The sequence below is a fragment of the Prosthecobacter sp. GW821-HT29F12 genome (assembly GCF_058803405.1).
In genome coordinates this window covers 7,174,166-7,192,801 of sequence record NZ_CM179517.1, presented here as the reverse complement: position 1 = coordinate 7,192,801, position 18,636 = coordinate 7,174,166, and the positions used below count along the sequence as shown (strand labels likewise).

General features: G+C 58.3%; 16 protein-coding genes. 10 read left to right on the top strand and 6 right to left on the bottom strand.

Annotated elements, in window-relative coordinates; all coding sequences use genetic code 11:
* Positions 1–92: 92 nt before the first annotated feature.
* The 5 genes from folD (at position 93) to AC3RLQ_RS29625 (ending at position 7,761) form a co-directional block, all read left to right on the top strand.
* A complete protein-coding gene (gene folD, locus AC3RLQ_RS29645; RefSeq protein ID WP_493032413.1) occupies positions 93–965 on the top strand; it encodes a bifunctional methylenetetrahydrofolate dehydrogenase/methenyltetrahydrofolate cyclohydrolase FolD in 873 nt (290 codons plus the stop codon).
* A 65-nt stretch (positions 966–1,030) separates the two neighbouring features.
* On the top strand, positions 1,031–2,587 hold the full coding sequence (locus AC3RLQ_RS29640; protein WP_493032411.1) for a S10 family peptidase: 1,557 nt from the start codon (positions 1,031–1,033) through the stop codon (positions 2,585–2,587).
* A 20-nt stretch (positions 2,588–2,607) separates the two neighbouring features.
* Positions 2,608–4,095, top strand: coding sequence for a sulfatase family protein (locus tag AC3RLQ_RS29635; protein ID WP_493032409.1), 1,488 nt, complete (start codon positions 2,608–2,610; stop codon positions 4,093–4,095).
* A 117-nt stretch (positions 4,096–4,212) separates the two neighbouring features.
* Entirely contained in the window at positions 4,213–6,423 is a 2,211-nt protein-coding gene (locus tag AC3RLQ_RS29630) for a DUF1549 domain-containing protein (protein ID WP_493032407.1), read from the top strand.
* 42 nt (positions 6,424–6,465) lie between these two features.
* The gene (locus AC3RLQ_RS29625; RefSeq protein ID WP_422315965.1) at positions 6,466–7,761 is read left to right on the top strand and encodes a DUF1501 domain-containing protein; all 1,296 of its coding nucleotides are present in this window, start codon (positions 6,466–6,468) and stop codon (positions 7,759–7,761) included.
* 94 nt (positions 7,762–7,855) lie between these two features.
* Here AC3RLQ_RS29625 and AC3RLQ_RS29620 read toward each other — a convergent pair whose 3' ends face one another.
* Positions 7,856–8,944, bottom strand: a complete 1,089-nt coding sequence (locus AC3RLQ_RS29620) for a PEP-CTERM sorting domain-containing protein (RefSeq protein ID WP_493032405.1) — start codon at positions 8,942–8,944, stop codon at positions 7,856–7,858.
* A 282-nt stretch (positions 8,945–9,226) separates the two neighbouring features.
* Between AC3RLQ_RS29620 and xseB the strand changes: the two genes are divergently transcribed.
* The 3 genes from xseB (at position 9,227) to AC3RLQ_RS29605 (ending at position 13,028) form a co-directional block, all read left to right on the top strand.
* A complete protein-coding gene (gene xseB / locus AC3RLQ_RS29615; RefSeq protein ID WP_493032403.1) occupies positions 9,227–9,574 on the top strand; it encodes an exodeoxyribonuclease VII small subunit in 348 nt (115 codons plus the stop codon).
* Positions 9,575–9,578: 4 nt separating this feature from the next.
* A complete protein-coding gene (gene dxs / locus AC3RLQ_RS29610; RefSeq protein ID WP_493032401.1) occupies positions 9,579–11,471 on the top strand; it encodes a 1-deoxy-D-xylulose-5-phosphate synthase in 1,893 nt (630 codons plus the stop codon).
* Between the two features lie 582 nt (positions 11,472–12,053).
* The gene (locus AC3RLQ_RS29605) at positions 12,054–13,028 is read left to right on the top strand and encodes a formylglycine-generating enzyme family protein (RefSeq protein WP_493032399.1); all 975 of its coding nucleotides are present in this window, start codon (positions 12,054–12,056) and stop codon (positions 13,026–13,028) included.
* A 71-nt stretch (positions 13,029–13,099) separates the two neighbouring features.
* Here the strand turns inward: AC3RLQ_RS29605 and AC3RLQ_RS29600 are convergent, their stop codons facing one another.
* From AC3RLQ_RS29600 to scpB, 3 genes are all read right to left on the bottom strand, one after another.
* Positions 13,100–13,672, bottom strand: a complete 573-nt coding sequence (locus AC3RLQ_RS29600; RefSeq protein ID WP_493032396.1) for a CAP domain-containing protein — start codon at positions 13,670–13,672, stop codon at positions 13,100–13,102.
* Positions 13,673–13,802: 130 nt separating this feature from the next.
* Positions 13,803–14,888 carry a chorismate mutase gene (gene pheA, locus AC3RLQ_RS29595; protein WP_493032394.1) on the bottom strand — a complete coding sequence of 362 codons (1,086 nt, stop codon included), beginning with the start codon at positions 14,886–14,888 and terminating at the stop codon, positions 13,803–13,805.
* A 21-nt stretch (positions 14,889–14,909) separates the two neighbouring features.
* Entirely contained in the window at positions 14,910–15,611 is a 702-nt protein-coding gene (gene scpB, locus AC3RLQ_RS29590; RefSeq protein WP_422315979.1) for an SMC-Scp complex subunit ScpB, read from the bottom strand.
* Between the two features lie 93 nt (positions 15,612–15,704).
* On the opposite strand from scpB, the gene AC3RLQ_RS29585 reads away from it, so the two are divergent.
* The gene (locus AC3RLQ_RS29585) at positions 15,705–16,862 is read left to right on the top strand and encodes a hypothetical protein (protein WP_493032392.1); all 1,158 of its coding nucleotides are present in this window, start codon (positions 15,705–15,707) and stop codon (positions 16,860–16,862) included.
* 8 nt (positions 16,863–16,870) lie between these two features.
* Here the strand turns inward: AC3RLQ_RS29585 and AC3RLQ_RS29580 are convergent, their stop codons facing one another.
* Entirely contained in the window at positions 16,871–17,284 is a 414-nt protein-coding gene (locus AC3RLQ_RS29580) for a cupin domain-containing protein (RefSeq protein ID WP_493032390.1), read from the bottom strand.
* Between the two features lie 75 nt (positions 17,285–17,359).
* Positions 17,360–17,620 (bottom strand): hypothetical protein, encoded by a 261-nt coding sequence (locus tag AC3RLQ_RS29575; protein WP_461527338.1) that lies wholly within the window; start codon positions 17,618–17,620, stop codon positions 17,360–17,362.
* 49 nt (positions 17,621–17,669) lie between these two features.
* Between AC3RLQ_RS29575 and AC3RLQ_RS29570 the strand changes: the two genes are divergently transcribed.
* Positions 17,670–18,632, top strand: a complete 963-nt coding sequence (locus AC3RLQ_RS29570; RefSeq protein ID WP_493032387.1) for a phosphoglycerate dehydrogenase — start codon at positions 17,670–17,672, stop codon at positions 18,630–18,632.
* The last annotated feature ends 4 nt before the right edge of the window (positions 18,633–18,636 follow it).

The window sequence follows — 18,636 nt, the reverse complement described above, 5'->3', positions numbered from 1 at the left end:
GCCGGACAGAACCGTGTGGTTACAGAAAAAGCCGCCCTGCGGTTTTTGGCGTCGGCTGTTGACTCGCCGCCACGTCTGCATGACCAGAAAACATGCAGATCATCTCCGGAACCGCCGTCGCCGAAAAAGTCCTCGAAGAATGCCGCCGCGAAATCGCCGAACTGGCCGCGCTGGGGCGCAAGCCGGGCCTCGCGGTCGTCCTCGTGGGTGATGATCCGGCGTCACGGGCTTATGTGCGTTCCAAAGATAAAAAGTGCCGTGATCTGGGACTGCACTCCGTCAAACTCGAACTCCCGGCCACCACGACTCAGGACGAGCTGCTGGCCCATGTCCATGCCTTGAACAATGATCCGGCGATTCATGGCATCCTGGTGCAAAGCCCGCCCCCCAAGCACATCGACGAGGCCGCCATCGTCCGAGCCATTGATCCGGCCAAGGACGTGGATGGTTTTCACCCGGTCAATGTGGCCAAGCTCGCGCTGGAAGATCCCACGGGGTTCGTCCCTTGCACCCCGCTGGGCTGCCAGCGACTGCTGATCGAAGCCGGCATCGAAACGAGCGGTGCCCATGCCGTGGTGGTCGGCCGCAGCATGATCGTGGGCAAACCCATGGCCCTGCTGCTCATGGCCAAGGGCAAAGGCGGCGACGCCACCGTGACCGTCACGCATTCCCGCACACGCGATCTCGCCGCGATCACCCGCATGGCGGACATCATCATCGCCGCGATTGGCCGCCCGCATTTCATCAAGGCCGAGCATGTCAAAGAAGGTGCAGTCGTGATCGACGTGGGCATCAACCGTGTGGACGATCCGACCACTGAAAAGGGTTATAAACTTGTCGGCGACGTTGCCTACGATGAAGTCGCGCCGAAATGTCGTGCGATCACCCCCGTCCCCGGCGGCGTGGGTCCGATGACCATCGCCATGCTCATGGCAAACACGATCAAGGCCTGCAAGCAGGCGTGATCGCGGTGGTTTCATGCGGATTTTGATTCTCAATACGTGGCGCGCATGCCATGCTTCCGGTCACCATGCGTATCCGACCGACCCTTTTGACCTCCGTACTGGCCCTTGCGATGCCCGTTTGTCTTTCCGCTGAAGAAGACAAGCCAGCCAAACCTGAAGCCCCGCCTGCGGAGAAAAAGGACAGTAAAGCGGATGAGAAAAAAGAAGGCAAGAAGCCCGAAGCCGACAAGCCGGTGGTGACGAGCGGCAAGGTGACCATCGGTGGCAAAGAAATCGCCTATGAAGCCAAGGCGGGCACGCTGCCCATCCTGAAGCCAGACGGCAAACCTTCGGCGCAGGTCTTTTACACGGCCTACACCATGAAGGATGTGAAGGACGCGGCCACGCGGCCTGTGACGTTCTGCTTCAATGGCGGTCCGGGCAGCAGTTCAGTGTGGCTGCATCTGGGAGCCTTTGGCCCCAAGCGTGTCGACCTGCCGGCGGATGGACTCACGCCCCCGCTGCCACCAGGCGGACTGGTGAACAATGAGTTCTCCCTGCTGGATGTAACGGATCTGGTGTTCATCGACCCGGTGAACACCGGCTTCAGCCGTGCCGAAGATCCGAAAAATCTCAGCGAATTTCTCGGCGTGCAGGAAGACATCGCCAGCGTGGGTGAGTTCATGCGCTTGTGGGTCACTCGTGAGGAACGCTGGAGGTCGCCGAAATTCATTGCAGGGGAAAGCTACGGCGGCATTCGCGGCGGCGGGCTGGCAGAGCATCTGCAGCAGCGGCACCGCATGTACTTGAACGGCATCGTGATCGTGTCCGGATTGCTCGATTACGCGACGCTGATCCCCGGACCGCTGAATGAAACACCGTATCTGGTGGGACTGCCTGCGATGACCGCGACGGCGCACTACCACAAGAAGCTGCCGGCGGATTTGCAGGCGGATTTCAAGAAGGCCGTGGCGGAATCGCGCGCGTTTGCCTTTGGTGAATACGCTTCGGCCCTGCTCAAGGGAAGCGACCTGACAGCTGCAGAGCGTGAGTCGGTGGTGAAAAAACTGGCCCGGCTGACCGGCTTGGAACCGAAGCTGATTGAGGAGCAGGAACTGCGGATCGACAGCGGGGTGTTTCGCGAGCGGCTTCTGCGCAAAGAAAAGCTGGTGCTCGGTGCCTACGATGCGCGGGTGACTGGGCGGGATGGCGATGAGTCGGAAAATCGTCCACAGATCGAGCCTTTCATGCGAGTCGTGGGCAGCATCGCTGCGGCCTCGATGAACGCCTATTTGCGCGAAGAATTGAAGTATGAAAAAGACCTGCCGTATGAAGTGCTGGCACCGCAGCCGAACTGGAACCACGGCAAGGGCAACAGCTATACGAGCGTGAGCGGCCAGCTGGCGGAAGCGATCAAGCAAAACCCCCATCTCAAGGTGCTGGCTCTGGTGGGCTGGCGTGACTTGGTGACACCACCTGACAACATGCTGCTGAGCGTGCGCCAGATGCACCTGCCAGATGAACTGCGCGGGAACATTGAATTCGCCGAATATGAGTCCGGCCACATGATGTACACGAACCGCCCCGACATGGAGAAAATGCATGCGGACATCGCCGCATTCATCGCCAAGGCCCTGAAGTAATCCCCAGCCCCCACGCCTACATGAAAAACTGCTGGATCGCAATGATGCTGGTGTCTGGGGCCATGGCTGCGGACAAACCCAATGTGGTGCTGCTCTATGCGGACGATCTCGGCTATGGAGATGTGTCCTGCTACGGCGCAAAGACCATTTCGACCCCTCACATCGACAAACTGGCTGCTGAGGGGCTGCGTTTCACGGACGGACATTGCTCGGCGGCGACTTGTACACCCTCACGATTCGCGATGCTGACCGGCGAGTACGCCTTCCGGCAGAAGGGCACGGGCATTTTGCCGGGGGATGCCAAGATGATCATCCCACCGGGCCGTGCGACCCTGGCCTCTGTCTTCAAAGGCGCTGGCTACCAGACCGGCGTGGTCGGGAAATGGCATCTGGGGCTGGGTGACGGCGCTTTAGACTGGAATGGCGCGATCCAGCCAGGACCGCTGGAGATCGGCTTTGATCACTGTTTTATCATGGCCGCCACAGGAGACCGTGTACCTTGTGTGTTTGTGAAGGATCATCAAATCGTGGGTCTTGACTCAGCGGACCCGATCCAAGTGAGCTATCAGCAGCCCTTTCCCGGAGAACCAACGGGCAAGGCCAACCCCGAACTGCTCAAGATGCACCCCAGTCACGGGCATGACATGGCCCTGATCAATGGCATCAGCCGAATTGGTTATATGAAGGGAGGAAAAGCGGCCCTTTGGAAGGATGAGGAGATGGCGGACACCTTTACCAGCCAGGCGGTCAAGTTCATCGAGGCCAGCAAGGGAGCCCCCTTCTTTCTCTATTTTGCTGCACATGATCCTCACGTGCCGCGCGTTCCCCATCCGCGTTTTGTTGGAAAAAGCGGCATGGGACCGCGTGGAGATGCCATTTTGCAGTTCGACGACAGCGTGGGCACAATCCTAGCCGCACTCGACCAACTGGGCCTGAAAGACAACACCCTTGTCCTCCTCAGCAGCGATAATGGCCCCGTGGTGGATGATGGATATCAGGACCAAGCGGTCGAAAAGCTCGGCGATCACAAGCCCGCCGGCCCCCTGCGGGGTGGAAAATATAGCGCGTTCGAGGGGGGCACCCGCGTGCCTTTCATTGTTCGCTGGCCCGCGAAAGTGAAGCCGGGCGTGAGTTCCGCCCTCGTCTGCCAGGTCGATTTCCCCGCCACTTTTGCCGCTTTGACCAGCCAGCCAGCTCCAGCCGCCGCGGCGGACAGCCAAAATATCCTGCCCGCGCTTCTAGGTGCGGATGAGAGCGGAAGGAGCGAACTGGTCGAGCAGGGTGGTCCAATCAGCCTGCGGCATGGGGATTGGAAATTCATCCCTCCCAGTCCTGGGGCCGCCAAAAATAAGAACACCAATAGTGAGACCGGAAATGCCCCCGGCCCTCAGCTCTATGACTTGTCCCAGGACCTTGGGGAAAGCCAAAACTTGGCTAAAACACAGCAAGATCGGGTCAAAGCCATGTCATCCGCGCTTGAAAAGGCGCTTTTGGGACCGGGTAAATAGGTCCTTTCCCGCGTCCAAGCTTGCCGAAACTGCAAAAAAACCGCTAATTGGCCTAATTGGATGCCCCTCCGGCACGTTCGAGCCATTGGAATTCCATTCCCTTCATTCCACACCACCATGAAACAAACCACGAAACTGCTCAGCAGCCTGCTTGTTTCCGCGCTTTGTGCGTCTTCCGCCTTGGCGGAAATTCGCACTTGGACGGACACCTCGGGCCGCCAAGTCACTGCCTCATTCATCGGACTCGATGGTGAGGACATCATTCTGAAAACCGCAGACGGCGCCACTCACAAGTTCGCGCTGACCAGATTGTCTGCGGAAGACCAGGCGCTGGCCAAAAGCATGAAGCCTTCGGACCAGCCAGTGATGCTGGCGAACGCCACGGTAGCCCAGGCATCCGCTTCAGTTGACCGCCTCGTGGCCAATGGCCTTGTACGTGCCAATCCTGAGCGCGCCAAGGGTGGCAAGAAGCCGATTACCGGATTCAACCCGCTGGCCAGCGACGAGCAGTTCGTGCGCCGCGTTTATCTCGACATCGTCGGTCGCATTCCGAATTACGCGGAAACCAATCAGTTCGTTTCGGACAGCAATCCGAACAAGCGTGCCAAACTGATCGACATGCTGCTCGACAGCCCCGGTTACAACAGCAACACGTTCAACTACTTCGCGGAAATGCTCCGTGTGAAAGACCGCCTCGAACAGGACAACCTGCGCGGCGTTCCCTACATCAACTGGATGCAGCACGAGATCGAGAAGAACACCCCGTGGGATAAGATGGTGTATGAGATGCTGACCGCCAAGGGAAAGATGTGGCAGGACGGCGCCGCTGGTTATCTCCTGCGTGACGCAGGCATGCCGCTGGACAATCTGGCCAACACGCTTGCAGTGTTCCTTGGCACCGACGTGGCCTGCGCCCAGTGCCACGACCACCCGTTCTCCGACTGGACTCAGCACCAGTTCTATGAAATGGCCTCCTTCTTCGGCGCCACCACCACCACGATGCGTGCTTATGGCAAAGGCAAGGGCAAAGAAAGCCCGGGCATGGCCATGAACGCCATGAATGATCTGATGCCTAAGATTGAAGAAATGGTCACCCAGAGCGGCCAGGACATCAAGCGCATCCGCAATGGCATCCGCAACTACATGGGAGCCAACCGCTACATCGTCGGCGACATGGACACCAACACCATGAAGCTGCCACATGACTACAAGTATCCTGATGCCAAGCCCAATGATCCGGTGGAACCCAAGTTCATCACCTGGAGCAAGGACGACAAAAATCTTCCTGCCTACAAGCAGAAGATGAAGTCCGCAGAAGAACTTCGTCCAGCATTCGCCAAATGGGCCACGGATCCAAGCAATCCCCGCTTCGCCATGGCGATCGCCAACCGCATGTGGAAGCGTGCTTTCGGCCAGGCCATCTGTGAGCCAGTGACCAACATTGATGATCCAAAGCAGTCCGTGAATCCCGAACTGCTCATCCATCTGGCTGAAGAAATGAAACGGGTGAAGTTCGACATCAAGAGCTTCATGCGCATCATCTACAACACCCGCGCTTATCAGTCTGAAGCCACCTCGGAAAAGATTGCCATGGGCGAACCCTACTACTTCCAGGGCCCCCTCCTCCGCCGCATGAGCGCTGAGCAGGCCTGGGATTCCTACATGACCTTGGTTCTCGGCGACCCCGACAAGTATGCCAAGCCTCTTGAAGATCTCTACAGCCGCTCCATTGACCTGGACCTCAGCAATCCAAAACTGGATGCGCAGACCGTGCTGGTGAAGTATGACGCCTTCCGCAAGATGGCAGAAAAAGAACGCGCCCTCATGGGTGGTGGTCTTGCCGAAGCCGGTGGTGACGACATGATGATGGACAGCGGCAAAGCCAAAGGCAAAGGAAAGGCAGAAGCCAAACCTGCAAGCGGCATGATGGAAAACGCCTCCCTGACCTACAACGGCATGGTTCTTCGCCGGGCCTCCACTCTGGAGCAGCCTGCTCCAAACGGCCACTTCCTCATCGACTTCGGTCAGTCCCCCCGCTCCCTGATTGACGGCAGCGTCAAGTCCGGCTCGGTTCCCCAGGTGCTGATGATGATGAACGGCAAGGCGCAGCAGATGCTCACCAGCCCGGATTCACTGATCTTCCGCACAATGGCGCAGGTGAAGTCCCCACCTGAAAAGGTTGAGGCTCTGTTTGTCTCCGTCCTTAACCGCCGCCCAACGCTTGCGGAAAAGGACATCGCCAAGCGCGCCCTCTCCGGAGGTGATGACGGCTATGCCAACATGATCTGGGCGCTCATCAACACCCGCGAATTCATCTTCATCCAATAATCCCAAGTTTAACCGACAACACGTAACGCGCAGACATCTCTTATGAAACCAGCACTCAACAAGCTCAACCCCATCGCCCGTCGTGACTTCATGATGCGCACGGCTCAGGCCGCGCTCGGCGTGACCGTCATGCCCTCTCTGAATCTGGCGGCTGCCGGCACCACCGGTGCAGGCACCCCCGGCTTCGGCAAGGCCAAAAACGTCATCTTCCTCTGGATGGGTGGCGGCATGACCCACATCGACACTTGGGATCCAAAAGACGGGCCAACCAAAGGCCCTACCGATCCGATCAAAGCAAATGCTGGCTCCGGCAACATGGACCGCCTCGGCGGCACTATGGAGAAGATGGCCAAGGTGGCCAACAAGTTCTCCATCATCCGTTCCATGAGTTCCAAGACCGGTGTGCATGATCAGGGCACTTATGTCATGAAGACCGGCTATGAGCCGCGTGGCACCATTGTCCATCCTTGCATCGGCGCCTGGGCCTCCCATTTCCTGGGCCGTATCAAAGGGCCAACCCTCCCAGACAGCGTGGTCGTCAACAGCGGCAATGCTTTCCCGGGCGCAGGCTTCTTCCCCACCACGATGAGCCCCATCCCGATCTCCAATCCAGAGACCGGGCTGCAGAACATCAAGCCGACCACTTCGGAAGATCAGTTCAAGAAGCGTCTGTCCCTGACCGATGAATTCGACACCTCCTTCCGCAAAAAGTTCCAGTCAGACGATGTGAAGTCCTATTCCGAGTTCTATGACGAAACCGTCAAGCTCATGAAGAGCGAAGACCTGAAGGCCTTCGACCTCAGCCAGGAACCAGCAGCGGTGCGTGAGAAGTTCGGCAGAAACAACTTCGGCCAGGGAGCCCTCCTTGCCCGTCGTCTGGTGCAGGCCGGTGTTCGTTTCGTCGAAGTTCAATCCGGCGGCTGGGACATGCACAACACCATTGACACAGCTCTTGGTACAACTGCAGCAACAATGGACAGCGTCTTCGCCGCATTGATCGAAGACCTTGTGTCCAACGGCTTGTTTGAATCCACGATGATCGTCATGGGTTCCGAATTCGGCCGCACGCCGGACATCAACGAAAATGATGGCCGCGACCACTACCCCCTCGCTTACTCCACCGTCTTCGCAGGCGGCGGCGTCAAGGGCGGCTTCGTCTATGGCTCCACCGACAAGGAAGGCCGTCGTGTCGCTGACAAGCAGTGCACACCGCAGGACTTCCAGGCCACCATCGGCCATGCCATGGGCCTTCCCGTGGACGAAGTGGTCATGTCACCCTCCAACCGTCCCTTCACGGTCGGCGACAAGGGCGTTCCTGTCCTCGACATCTTCGCGTAACCAATCGCAGGATATCTCCTCAATGAGAAGCACCCGGTCGCAAGACCGGGTGTTTTTTTGGGGGTCTTGCCCTGCATAACCCGCTGTCAGCAGGTCACGCACGCCTGCGTTGGGCATTCAGCAGGGCGGCCCCAAGGAGCAAGAGCAACACGCTGCCGGGCTCGGGCACCGGTATGACGGAAGTGATCGTAAAGTTAAAGTCGTCAAAGCTTTGAATGTAGCTCACCGCGCCATTGTCCAGACTGCCTCCGCGCAAATCCCACTGCAGTCCGGTAATGGCTCCGCTGACCAGCCCTAGACTCTGATTGTTGAGCACCCCCATGCTGCTTCCCAGCATTGAACTTCCGTCATTGTAGGCGCTTATGCCGAGAGTTGCGGTGTTGTTCAGTGTATCCAGCGCCACGGTGATTTCAGACCAGCCCTGCGTGCCCATTTGATAGGCTGTCTTTTGCCAGGCGTCGCCGATCATGCGGTACTGCAGGAAGTTGTCGCCGGTGTACCCCACTTCAAACACGGGCTGGTTGGCCGCATCAAGCAGCGACAGCCCCAGCATATTGCCGGTGTCCAGGTCATCCCAGTCCGAGGGCTTGACCCAAAACGACATTTGCACCTGCAATCCTGCAGTACTGGCGGGAGTAATCCCGTCATAATCGCGCGAATCCATACTGTAGCCGTAACTGAAGCTTTGATCCGAAGCCATCAGGTTCAGGGTCTGTGCCCCGGAGTGCGGCATGGTGTTCCGGTAAGCGACGATCTGATTTCGATAGTACTGGCTCCCATAATAATAGGGGGCCGTGGCATCTTCGTACAGCCTGCCTCCTGACAGCACCTGCCAAAGGCCTGTACCGTCAGCAATGTCCGTCGCCCCTCCCCCGGGGCCTGAGTTGTTGGTGCCATACTGACCCGCGTTATAACGTGTAACGTCGGGCCCGTTCGTGCCGTCCCCAAAGGAGTTGGGGTAGGCTCCCAGCGGCACCACCCCGGTATAGCCGTTGGCGGAGCTATTGTTGAGATAGAATTGGGCGTCCCCCACCAGATAAGCAGACAGAATTTGGCCATTCATGGGCACCCGATAACCATCTTGCTCCTCAAAACTGCCTAAATAGGCATGGGCGTCATGGGACCAGAACATGGCTCCAATGACGCACGCATAGAGACAAAATCTGCGTTCGAGGATCTTCACAGGCTAAACATTACCTTAGCCAATATAAATATAAATTCAATAATTAACAAAATATTCCATATTAAGGGAAGGCATTCGCTGATTGCCTTCGGGTGCAGGGATATGCGAGGAGCCGTCAAACCAACCACATGCCACCTCTATCCCACGCGTCATTTTGAATCCTCCATCACCGCCAAAGGGGGGCCAAATGCCTTTCACGCACGCCTTTTCCTGCTTGCGGCCTCCTATGAAGCCCGGATAATGACTGCCCTTCCGTGCCTCCTTGGCTAGTGATAAATACACATGAGCAAACCCAGCCCCAAGTCCGACGAACCCTCCTTTGAAGACGCCATGCAGCGCTTGGATGAGATCGTGGCGGGAATGGAGGACGGCCAGCTTTCCCTGGAGGAAATGATTTCCAGCTACGAAGACGGGGTGCGACTCCTCAAAGTTTGCCGGCAGCGTATCGATGGCGCCCGCCGTCGTGTGGATGTGATCAGTGCCGATCTGGAAGGTGGCAAAGCCTCGCTCAGTTCATTTGACGATGCCGCTGATAACGACGAGAGCGCCGAAGACACCGAAAAACTCCGCGCCCCCGCCCGCCGCCGTAAAACCGCCGAGCCTGAAGGTGGCGAAATTCGACTTTTTTAGACCTGTGGATACCCAACTGCCTGCCATCAACTCCCCTGCCGACCTCAAAGCCCTGCCGCTGGAGAAACTGCCCGAACTTGCGGAGAAAATTCGCCAGACGCTCATCGAGACCCTCAGCCAGACCGGCGGCCACCTCGGCCCAAATCTTGGTGTCGTGGAGCTTAGCATCGCCCTGCATCGGGTGTTCGACACCCCCAAGGACCGCTTCGTCTTCGATGTGGCGCACCAGGGCTATGTACACAAAATGCTCACCGGCCGCTGGGACCGTATTCACACCATCCGCCAGCATGACGGCCTGAACGGCTTCCTCCTTCGCACTGAAAGCGAACACGACTGCTATGGTGCAGGCCACGCTGGCACCGCCCTCTCCGCCGCCCTCGGCATGGCCACGGGGCGTGACCTTTGCGGAACGGACGAAAACGTCATCTGCGTGGCCGGAGACGCCGCGTTCACCTGCGGTCCGGTGTTTGAAGCGATGAACAACGTCGCTGCGCACACCAAGCGCCTCATTGTTGTGCTGAACGACAACGAGTGGTCCATTGATCGTAACGTCGGTGCGATTGCGAAATACTTTAATTCCATCGCCACGCACCCTGCGTACGCGAACCTGCATCAGAAAGCCGGCAAACTGCTTGAGTTCGTCCTCGGTGAAGACGCACGCCGCATCGCCAAGAAGGTCGAGGACCACGCCAAGAATATTCTGCTCCCGCAGAGCCAGACCCCGTCCAATCGCAGCTCGCTCTTTGACGAATTCGGCATCCGCTACTACGGCCCGATCGATGGACACAACATCCCACTGCTCATCCAGACCTTCGAGTTCCTCAAGACTCAGGACGAACCGGTGATCCTGCACATCATCACCGAGAAAGGCCGTGGCTACACCCCTGCCCTCAACGATCCGGGCAAGTTCCACGGTCTTGGTAAGTACACCATTGAGACTGGAGAAACTCCGACCAGCGACAAGCCCACCTACTCCCAGGTCTTCGCCCGCAGTGTCACTGACTTCGCCAAGGCCGACAAGAGCATCGTCGCCATCACCGGAGCCATGCCCGGCGGCACTGGATTGAGCGTCTTCAAAAAGGAAATCCCTGAGCGCTATTTCGACGTGGGCATCGCCGAAGAGCATGCCGCGCTTTTTGCCTGCGGACTTGCCACCCGGGGGCTGAAGCCCTTCCTTACCATTTACTCCACCTTTATGCAGCGCGCGTTCGACATGATCGTGCATGACATGGCAGTCCAAAATCTCCCCGTGCGCCTCTGCATGGATCGTGGCGGACTCAGCGGCGATGACGGCCCCACGCACCATGGGCTTTTCGACATCGCCTACCTCCGGGGCGTCCCCGGCATCGTCCACATGCAGCCGCGCAATGAAGACGAGTTTGTGGACATGCTCTGGACCATGGCATGTTATGAAAGCGGTCCCATCGCCATCCGCTACCCGCGTGGCAATGGCCCTGGCATCATGCCCAAGGACAAGCCGGTCCGCCTCGAAATCGGCAAGGCCGAAGTCGTTGCCGACGGCAACGATGTCGCCCTCATCGCCCTTGGTGATATGTTCCCCATCGCTGAAGCCGCTAAAATTGAACTCGAAGCCAAAGGCCTCTCTGTCGCCCTCATCAATCCACGCTGGATCAAGCCCCTCGACATGGACTGCATCTCATCCTTCGCTAGAAAAGTGAAGGTTGTCTGCACCCTTGAGGACCACGTCCTGCGCAATGGATTCGGCACCGGCGTCATCGAACAGCTCAGCGACGCAGGCATTCATACTCCTGTCGTCCGCATCGGCTGGCCCGACCAGTTCATCGAGCACGGCACCCCCTCGGTCCTCCGCAAAAAACACGGCCTCAGTGTCGAAAACACCGTCGCAAAAGTGCTCGGTGCTTTAGGCCGGGTGTGATGGCAGCGCTGGGTGGCTTGCTGAATCGTCTTTTCAAGAAAGCCGAGGCACCTCCATCTGAATATTGATTCAACTGTGATCTGCGGCTGCTTTCCTTCTGGAAATGTCAGCACCATTGACTCATCCTCTCATTTTGCTCCGGACCACGCATGACAATGCGTTTGGAGGACAAGAATATTTGTATTCAACTTTGCCTGTACTGAGAAATCCTGATCAGACGTTTTCACAGGCCGCTCCAGAGTCCCTATGTTATTTCGTGACGATGCCGCTATTCCTTTTTCGCCCCAAAAAGTGGGTGATTCCGGATGGCTGAGGAACAGGGCACGTCATCGGCCAGGTCTGGCTGAAGACGGCCAACAAGCACGTGCGACCCATGCGCCGGCCGAGGTGACATGGAGCAATGAGAGGCCGTTCTACAGCCGTCCCTCGCAGCGCAATCGGCGCGTGCAGCCTTTTCAAAAATGGTTCATTGCAGCAGGCTTCCTCATGGCCGCCGCTCTAGGCTACGTTCTCGGCCTCAGTCATCGACTCCCTGAATCTCGGCCTGAACTTCCAAGCCAGGATCTCGCATCCTCGTCAGCGATGAAATCCGGAACCGAACTAGTGACGCTGAAGGGGGGGAGCTGCTCCAAGGGGAACCCACTGGGTGAATTGAAGGATGCACGGCCTCATCAGGTCATTCTGGCACCGTTCATGATGGCAAAATTCAAAGTCCCCTCCGAGGTCGAACTAGTGGCGCTCAAGGGTGGAAGTTTCTCCATGGGCGACCCACTGGGTGAATTGAAGGATGCACGGCCTCACCAGGTCACTCTGGCACCGTTCATGATTGCCAAACACGAAGTCACCTTGGAGCTATGGGACAGCGTTATGATTTGGGGGCGGGACCATGGCTATCCAGATCTCCTTGCGGGCAATGGTAAAGGACACAATCACCCTGTCTACGGCATATCCTGGGGAGATGTGGTGAAGTGGTGCAACGCTTTAAGCGAAAAAGAAGGCCTCACTCCTTGCTATTATACCGCAACCACCAAGAAGCACATCGCACGCAAAGGCAGGGTGGACATCGGCAACCAGCATGTCAACTGGGAGGCCAATGGTTACCGCCTGCCGACGGAGGCAGAATGGGAGTTTGCAGCCCGTGGTGGCCTCGCAGACAAACGTTTTCCCTTGGGCAATGAAATCACGCATGAGCACGCCAACTATCATGGATCACCCCTTATTGAGTATGACAAAAGTCAGCGTGAAGGAACAGCCCCTGCTCTGATGAGCAGCAAACCCTACACCGCCGTTGTTGGCAGTTTTCAGCCCAACGGATTCGGCCTGCATGACATGGCTGGCAATGTGTCCGAGTGGTGCTGGGATTTCTACGATTCAAACTACGGCACCTCAGAGCCGCAGCTCAATAATCCCCATGGTCCTGACAAGGGCCAAAACTGCGTCGTCAGAGGTGGCAGCTGGCGGCATACGGCCGCTGAAGCTCGCTGCGCGAGTCGTTTCAGCCTGCCAGGATATCTCCCAGCAGCGCATGTCGGCTTTCGGGTCGTTCGCTGCCGCTGAGACGCCTGTCGTAAGCAACAGGTCATTCTTTGTCCCCCTAACCTCCTGATTCGGCGGAGCGCCCATGATCTTCAGGGAATCACCGATGCGAAGTTCTGCGTGGCATAGACATGAAATTTCGGACAGGTGCAGGCATGTGTGCCGCAGCCTAAAAACAGGAGATTGCGGTTCAGAATGTTTACCCGGTGGCCCGGAGAGTTCATCCACAACTTCACCATCTCATCCGCAAAGGCGAGGTAAGTGAGGCCGTTCGTGGTGCGCATGGCGATGTTTTCAGCACGCTCGCCACTTTTCAGGCCCTTGGCCTCCATGCGCTGCCAGGCGGTGCGTTTGGAGGGATCATTCGGATTCTCGTGAGAAAAGAAATTCTCCAAGGCCATGTCTCGCGAGTGCTCATAGGCACATGCCGTCAGCGCACGTGAAGTTTGGAAAATCGGCAACTTTTGCTTCTCCCGCTCCGCGTTGGTGGCAAAGAAAATCGCCGCGTTGAGCAGGCCAACATCCATCTTGGCATGATCCATCACCCTCATCGCAGGTGCATACAGGCGAAAAGTGGCAGGATTAAATCGCTCATAGTCAGCAAACGTCCAAGGCGCAGACGGCACCGTGTCTTCAGCACCCAGCGACAGCGTTAAAAGAAGCAAGAGCGAGATCAAACGCATCAAGGCAGAAGGAAGCCGGGAGTGGCTTGAAGGCAACTGGATGAACGCCTCCCTGCCAAGAGACCGATGAAATTCAAAATACAATGTCAAGGGAAACAGCCGTGCGGCATCATCACCTCTCCTCCACCCAGCCCGGAGCCGGATAGCTGCCAAGGATCTTCACCTGGACTGCGATGCCTTCGACTTCGAGAGCTGTGATGGCCTGCTGGAGCGTAGCATCGGAATGATGACCGCTGATTTCGAGGAAGAAGCGGGCCTGGGTGCCGCTGGTGGTGGGGCGATTCTCGATCTGGCGGACGTTGACGTTGCGTGAGGCAAAGACCTGCAGGACTTCCATGAGCGCTCCCACGCGATCCTTGGAATGGATCATGAGCATGGTGTTGTCATTGCCGGAAGGGGGACCCGAACGGCGACCGAGAATGATGAAGCGCGTTTGCGTGGCGTACTCACGCGGTGACGTGGCGATGACGCGCAGATCGTGCAGTTCAGCACTCAAGGGCGTGCCGAGAGCGGCTACAGTGGGATTCTGCGCCGCGAGCGTGGCTGCAGCACTGGAACTCGCTGACTCGATCAATTGTGCGCCAGGGAAGCTCTGCATGAGCCAGGGACGACAATGGGCGAGCATCTGCGCCCGGCCATGGATTTCAGTGATGGTGCTGTTCGGCCCCTGAGCCATGACGGCGGCATCGGCCTTCCACAAAATTTCGGCGTAGATCTGCAGCGTGCTGTCTGCCAGATGGTCCAGCGTGTGATGCACTGCGCCTTCCGTCGAATGCTCAATGGGCAGCACGCCGTAGTCGGCGGTCTGCGCGGCCACTCGGCCAAAGACTCCTTCGGTGCTGGCTTCAGCGAGGTATTCGACGCAGTGGCCAAACTTGTTCACCGCCGCCTGATGCGTCCAGGAGCCCGTGGGGCCGAGGTAGGCGATTTTGAGGCTGTCCTCCAAAGCGAGCGCTGCGCTCATGATTTCGCGGTAGATCGCACGGATCGCCCGCTCAGTGAGACGGCCGTTTTGCGCACGGTTGATCTCCGCCAGTTTGCGCAGCAGTTTGTCTTCGCGGCCCGGCACATAGATGTCGAGGTCGTCCTTGCGCTTGATCTCGCCAACAGCGTGCACCAGTTCGGCGCGCTCGTTGAGCAAACGCAGCAGCTGCTGATCGATGCTATCGATCTTGTGGCGGACTTCTTCGAGGGACATGGACCGCAGGAGAAAAGAGGGTTAGGACTCGTCCGCCGCAGGCGTGACGGGAGCCAGGGAGAGCTGATGCTCCTGCGGGTGCTCGGCAGCCGCCGCACTTTCTTCGGCGGTCGGCAGTTTCACACGGCGAAGCTCGGAAGCGTTGGGCATGTCATCGAGACTGCGCACGCCGAAATGGTCAAGGAAAGCCTCCGTGGTGCCATACAACAGCGGACGGCCAGGCAGATCGGCCCGGCCTTCGATTTTCATCAAACCGCGGTCGATGAGCTGTTGCACCATCGCATCCACCGATACACCGCGAACCGCTTCGATGCCGGCTTTTGTAATTGGCTGGCGGTAGGCCACAATGGCGAGTGTCTCCAGTGCTGGCTGGCTCAGGCGCTGCACTTTTTTACCGGGATAAAGCGCGCGGCACCACTCGGCATACTCGCCACGGGCGGCGATTCGCCAGCCGTTTGCACGCTCGACGAGGGTGAAGGCATGCTTTTCCGCGGCGTAGCGGGCGATCAGTTCATCCAAACTCGCACGCACCTGCTCCTCTGTTGTAGCCGCCAATGGGGCCACCCACTCCGGGATCTGGATCGGACTGCCTTCGGCAAGCGGCTCGCTGGCGGCATCACAAATGTCCTTGGCCGTCTCTTTGACGGCGGCACACATCTGCGGCACACCCAGGGGCTCCTGGGTGGCAAAAAGAAGAGCTTCGACGATCGAGATCAGTTCCATGGCGCGGACAGGCAATCTCAAGCGAGCCAGAGGGGAGAGTCAAGCCATGCCTTAGCCTTGACACTCCCGCCATGCCCGCTCTCTCATGCTCCCATGGCCCTGCGTCTCGACACTGCCGTCATCCGCGGCGAAATCGACAACACCACCCGCGACAACGTGCGTGGCAAGCTGTGGCTGGTCGGTCGGGAAGATCCCGTCATCATTGACCTGAGAGGAAATGCCTGGCGCGACGTCGCCGGCTGCAAAATAACTTTCACCAATCCCACCCCCTCGCCTGGGCCCGCCTCGGCCTTACAGCCGAAGCAAAAGGGCCATGTCGGCGATATCACCACTTCCCACAAAGAGGAGCTCGAGAGCGCCAATGCGCTCTACATCGAATGGTTCTCCGAGGAAAACGGGCGTGTATTCATCGAGGGCACGGATTTTGAGGTCAGCATCTCCGCATGGGTCTGGGAAATGGACGAGGCGGAGGAGGAAGCGCAAAAAATGAGCAACCTGCAAGCCATGCGCGAATGGCTGGCCGGCATCATCCAGCGCCCCGAACCGAGGGAGGATGACGACGATGAGGAATTCGATGCCAGTGAAGAATCCTGGGAAGACTCACTCAAGCAGTCTGATCGCCTCACCGATGCAAACATGGAAGCCATCGAAAAATACGGTATCGATGGCCTGCATGATGACCGCATCGCCTTTGTCATGGGCTGGGATCACATGCTGGACGGCAGCCGCGGACGCGAACGAGGAGACAACGATGACAAGGGTGAAAACTGGAAGGAAGGCCATGATGGCATGCCAGAATTGGACGGGATCGAGATGGAACTCGATGACCAAGCCTTCCCCGACTACCTGGAAGAAGAGAGCGAGCGTGAAACCCACCCGCTGCAAACCATGGCCCATGCTTTCGTCCTGCGACTTCTGACCGAGATCAAAGAGGAACGCGCTGAAAACGCCGCAGAGAGCGATGGCAGCACAGCGCTCGACCGTTTCATCCGCAACTCGATGAACATCAGTGGCAAGCTGGCTGGAGCACTTGGCACGCAGGATTTTGGCGGCTCATTCCAAACCGGCCACACGCTCGCGATTCTACGCCGTTGCCTCAACTGGGCCAACGACGCCTTAGCTGCATTAAACGAACTGATGGAGGCCCCCGAATGGAAGGACCGGCAAGATTTGCTCAACGACTTCCGAGCCGAACTCTTTGCCATTCGCGACGGCATCAACGATCTGCGCAAGCAACTGCGCGCTGAATAGCCACGGGGCTACTTCCGCAAGGACTTCCAAGGCTCTTCTTCACTGTGATCCACCAAACCGGGCTCATCCGCCTTGGCCGGAGAAAGAATGGCCAGAAAGACGAGCATTTCATCGCCCACGTTCCAGGTACCATGGATTTCGCCCATGGGAATGAAGGCCGTGTCACCGGGACCGAGGATTTTCTTCTGCTGGCCGACCCATTGTTCGGCCTTGCCCGAAATAATGTAGATCATCTCCTCCCGGGTGGGGTGCGAGTGGAAAGGGTGGCTGCGCCCCGGCTCCATGTTGGCCCGCACCATCATGAGGTGCTCGTTGTTCACGATGTCGCTGCGGCAGATCCATTCCTCCAGCGTCCACGGGGAGAGGTAGTCGATTTTTTCGGCAGCGGTGACGAAACGGCGGTTGGCGATGGCTTCGGACATGGTAGGCGGATGCTAGCGTGATGAAATCACCCCGGCAAGCCGGGGGATGCACCTGTGACTATCCGTTTTGCCACTTCAATACGTGAACAAATCCTTCACCACCCACGGGCGCTCGATCTCCACGCCCTTCTGCTTCATCAGGAGATTGAGGGCATCGGCCATGCGCTGTTTCATGTGCTTGGTCAGGCGGCGGCCTTTGCGGGCGCGCTGCACGGCTTTGTGGGTCATTGGCTCCGTACTGGCTGCCACCAGGGCGTGATTTCCCAGTTCATGCTCGGTCATGATCCCGTCCAGAGGCTGCACGCCCATGTTGCGCTCGATTTCGTCTTGTCCCATGATCACCCTCTCATTCCGCAAACCGTCATCTGCAATCTGAATTCCAGCCATGCGCATCCTTCTCACCACTACCAGCTATCAGGACACCCCCGGCGACCACCACGAACTGCTCGCCGCGCAAGGCTACGAAGTACACCGTGAACGCGGCCCCCTGCCGGAGAAACGCATGCTGGAGCTCGCGGGCGAATTTGACGCCTTTCTCTGCGGTGACGACGAAATCACCCGCGCCGTTTTGGACAAGTCCCTGCCCCGCCTGCGGGTGATCTCGAAATACGGTATCGGTTTGGACAAAATCGACGTGGCTGCCTGCACAGAGAAAAAGCTGCCCGTGCTCTTTACCCCGGGCGTGAACCACACCACCGTGGCCGAGCACACCTTCTGCCTGCTGCTCGCCATGGTGCGCAATCTCGTCGATTCCGCCAACTCCGTCCGCAACGGCCAGTGGAAGCGTGTCACCGGCCACGAAATCTGGAACAAGACCATCGGCATCGTCGGCCTGGGCCGCATCGGCCAGGAGGTGGCGAAACGCGCCACCGCCTTCGGCATGAACATTCACGCCATGGATCTGCCGCAGTACTGGCCCAAGGCTTTCGCAGACGTTCACGGCATCACCCAGCATGAGGAAATTGAAACGATGCTCCCCCACATCGACGTGCTGAGCCTGCACGCGAACCTGAGTGAGAGCACCCGAAACCTGATCAACGCCGAACGCTTGAAACTGGCGAAGCCCGAACTGCTCGTCGTGAACACCTCGCGCGCCGAACTCGTCCACATGGCCGACATGATCGCCGCGCTGGATGCCGGCAAAGTCGGCGGCTATGCAACTGATGTGCTCGACGAAGAGCCCCCACCTGCTGATCACCCGCTGCTCAAGCACCCCAAGGCCCTCATCACGCCCCACATCGGTTCACGCACTTACGAAAGCGTGCCCCGCCAGGCCATGCGCGCCACACTGAATCTCGTGAACTATCTCAAGGGGGAGAAGGACGTGATCCAGGCGAACAAGTGGTGACCTC

Excerpts from the sequence above, each read along its gene's own strand:
- AC3RLQ_RS29605 (WP_493032399.1), top strand. The coding sequence starts at position 12,054 with ATGAAATCCGGAACCGAACTAGTGACGCTGAAGGGGGGGAGCTGCTCC.
- AC3RLQ_RS29635 (WP_493032409.1), top strand. The coding sequence starts at position 2,608 with ATGAAAAACTGCTGGATCGCAATGATGCTGGTGTCTGGGGCCATGGCT.
- xseB (WP_493032403.1), top strand. The coding sequence starts at position 9,227 with ATGAGCAAACCCAGCCCCAAGTCCGACGAACCCTCCTTTGAAGACGCC.
- folD (WP_493032413.1), top strand. The coding sequence starts at position 93 with ATGCAGATCATCTCCGGAACCGCCGTCGCCGAAAAAGTCCTCGAAGAA.
- scpB (WP_422315979.1), bottom strand. The coding sequence starts at position 15,611 with ATGGAACTGATCTCGATCGTCGAAGCTCTTCTTTTTGCCACCCAGGAG.
- AC3RLQ_RS29640 (WP_493032411.1), top strand. The coding sequence starts at position 1,031 with ATGCGTATCCGACCGACCCTTTTGACCTCCGTACTGGCCCTTGCGATG.
- pheA (WP_493032394.1), bottom strand. The coding sequence starts at position 14,888 with ATGTCCCTCGAAGAAGTCCGCCACAAGATCGATAGCATCGATCAGCAG.
- AC3RLQ_RS29585 (WP_493032392.1), top strand. The coding sequence starts at position 15,705 with ATGGCCCTGCGTCTCGACACTGCCGTCATCCGCGGCGAAATCGACAAC.
- AC3RLQ_RS29630 (WP_493032407.1), top strand. The coding sequence starts at position 4,213 with ATGAAACAAACCACGAAACTGCTCAGCAGCCTGCTTGTTTCCGCGCTT.
- AC3RLQ_RS29580 (WP_493032390.1), bottom strand. The coding sequence starts at position 17,284 with ATGTCCGAAGCCATCGCCAACCGCCGTTTCGTCACCGCTGCCGAAAAA.
- AC3RLQ_RS29625 (WP_422315965.1), top strand. The coding sequence starts at position 6,466 with ATGAAACCAGCACTCAACAAGCTCAACCCCATCGCCCGTCGTGACTTC.
- AC3RLQ_RS29575 (WP_461527338.1), bottom strand. The coding sequence starts at position 17,620 with ATGGGACAAGACGAAATCGAGCGCAACATGGGCGTGCAGCCTCTGGAC.
- AC3RLQ_RS29570 (WP_493032387.1), top strand. The coding sequence starts at position 17,670 with ATGCGCATCCTTCTCACCACTACCAGCTATCAGGACACCCCCGGCGAC.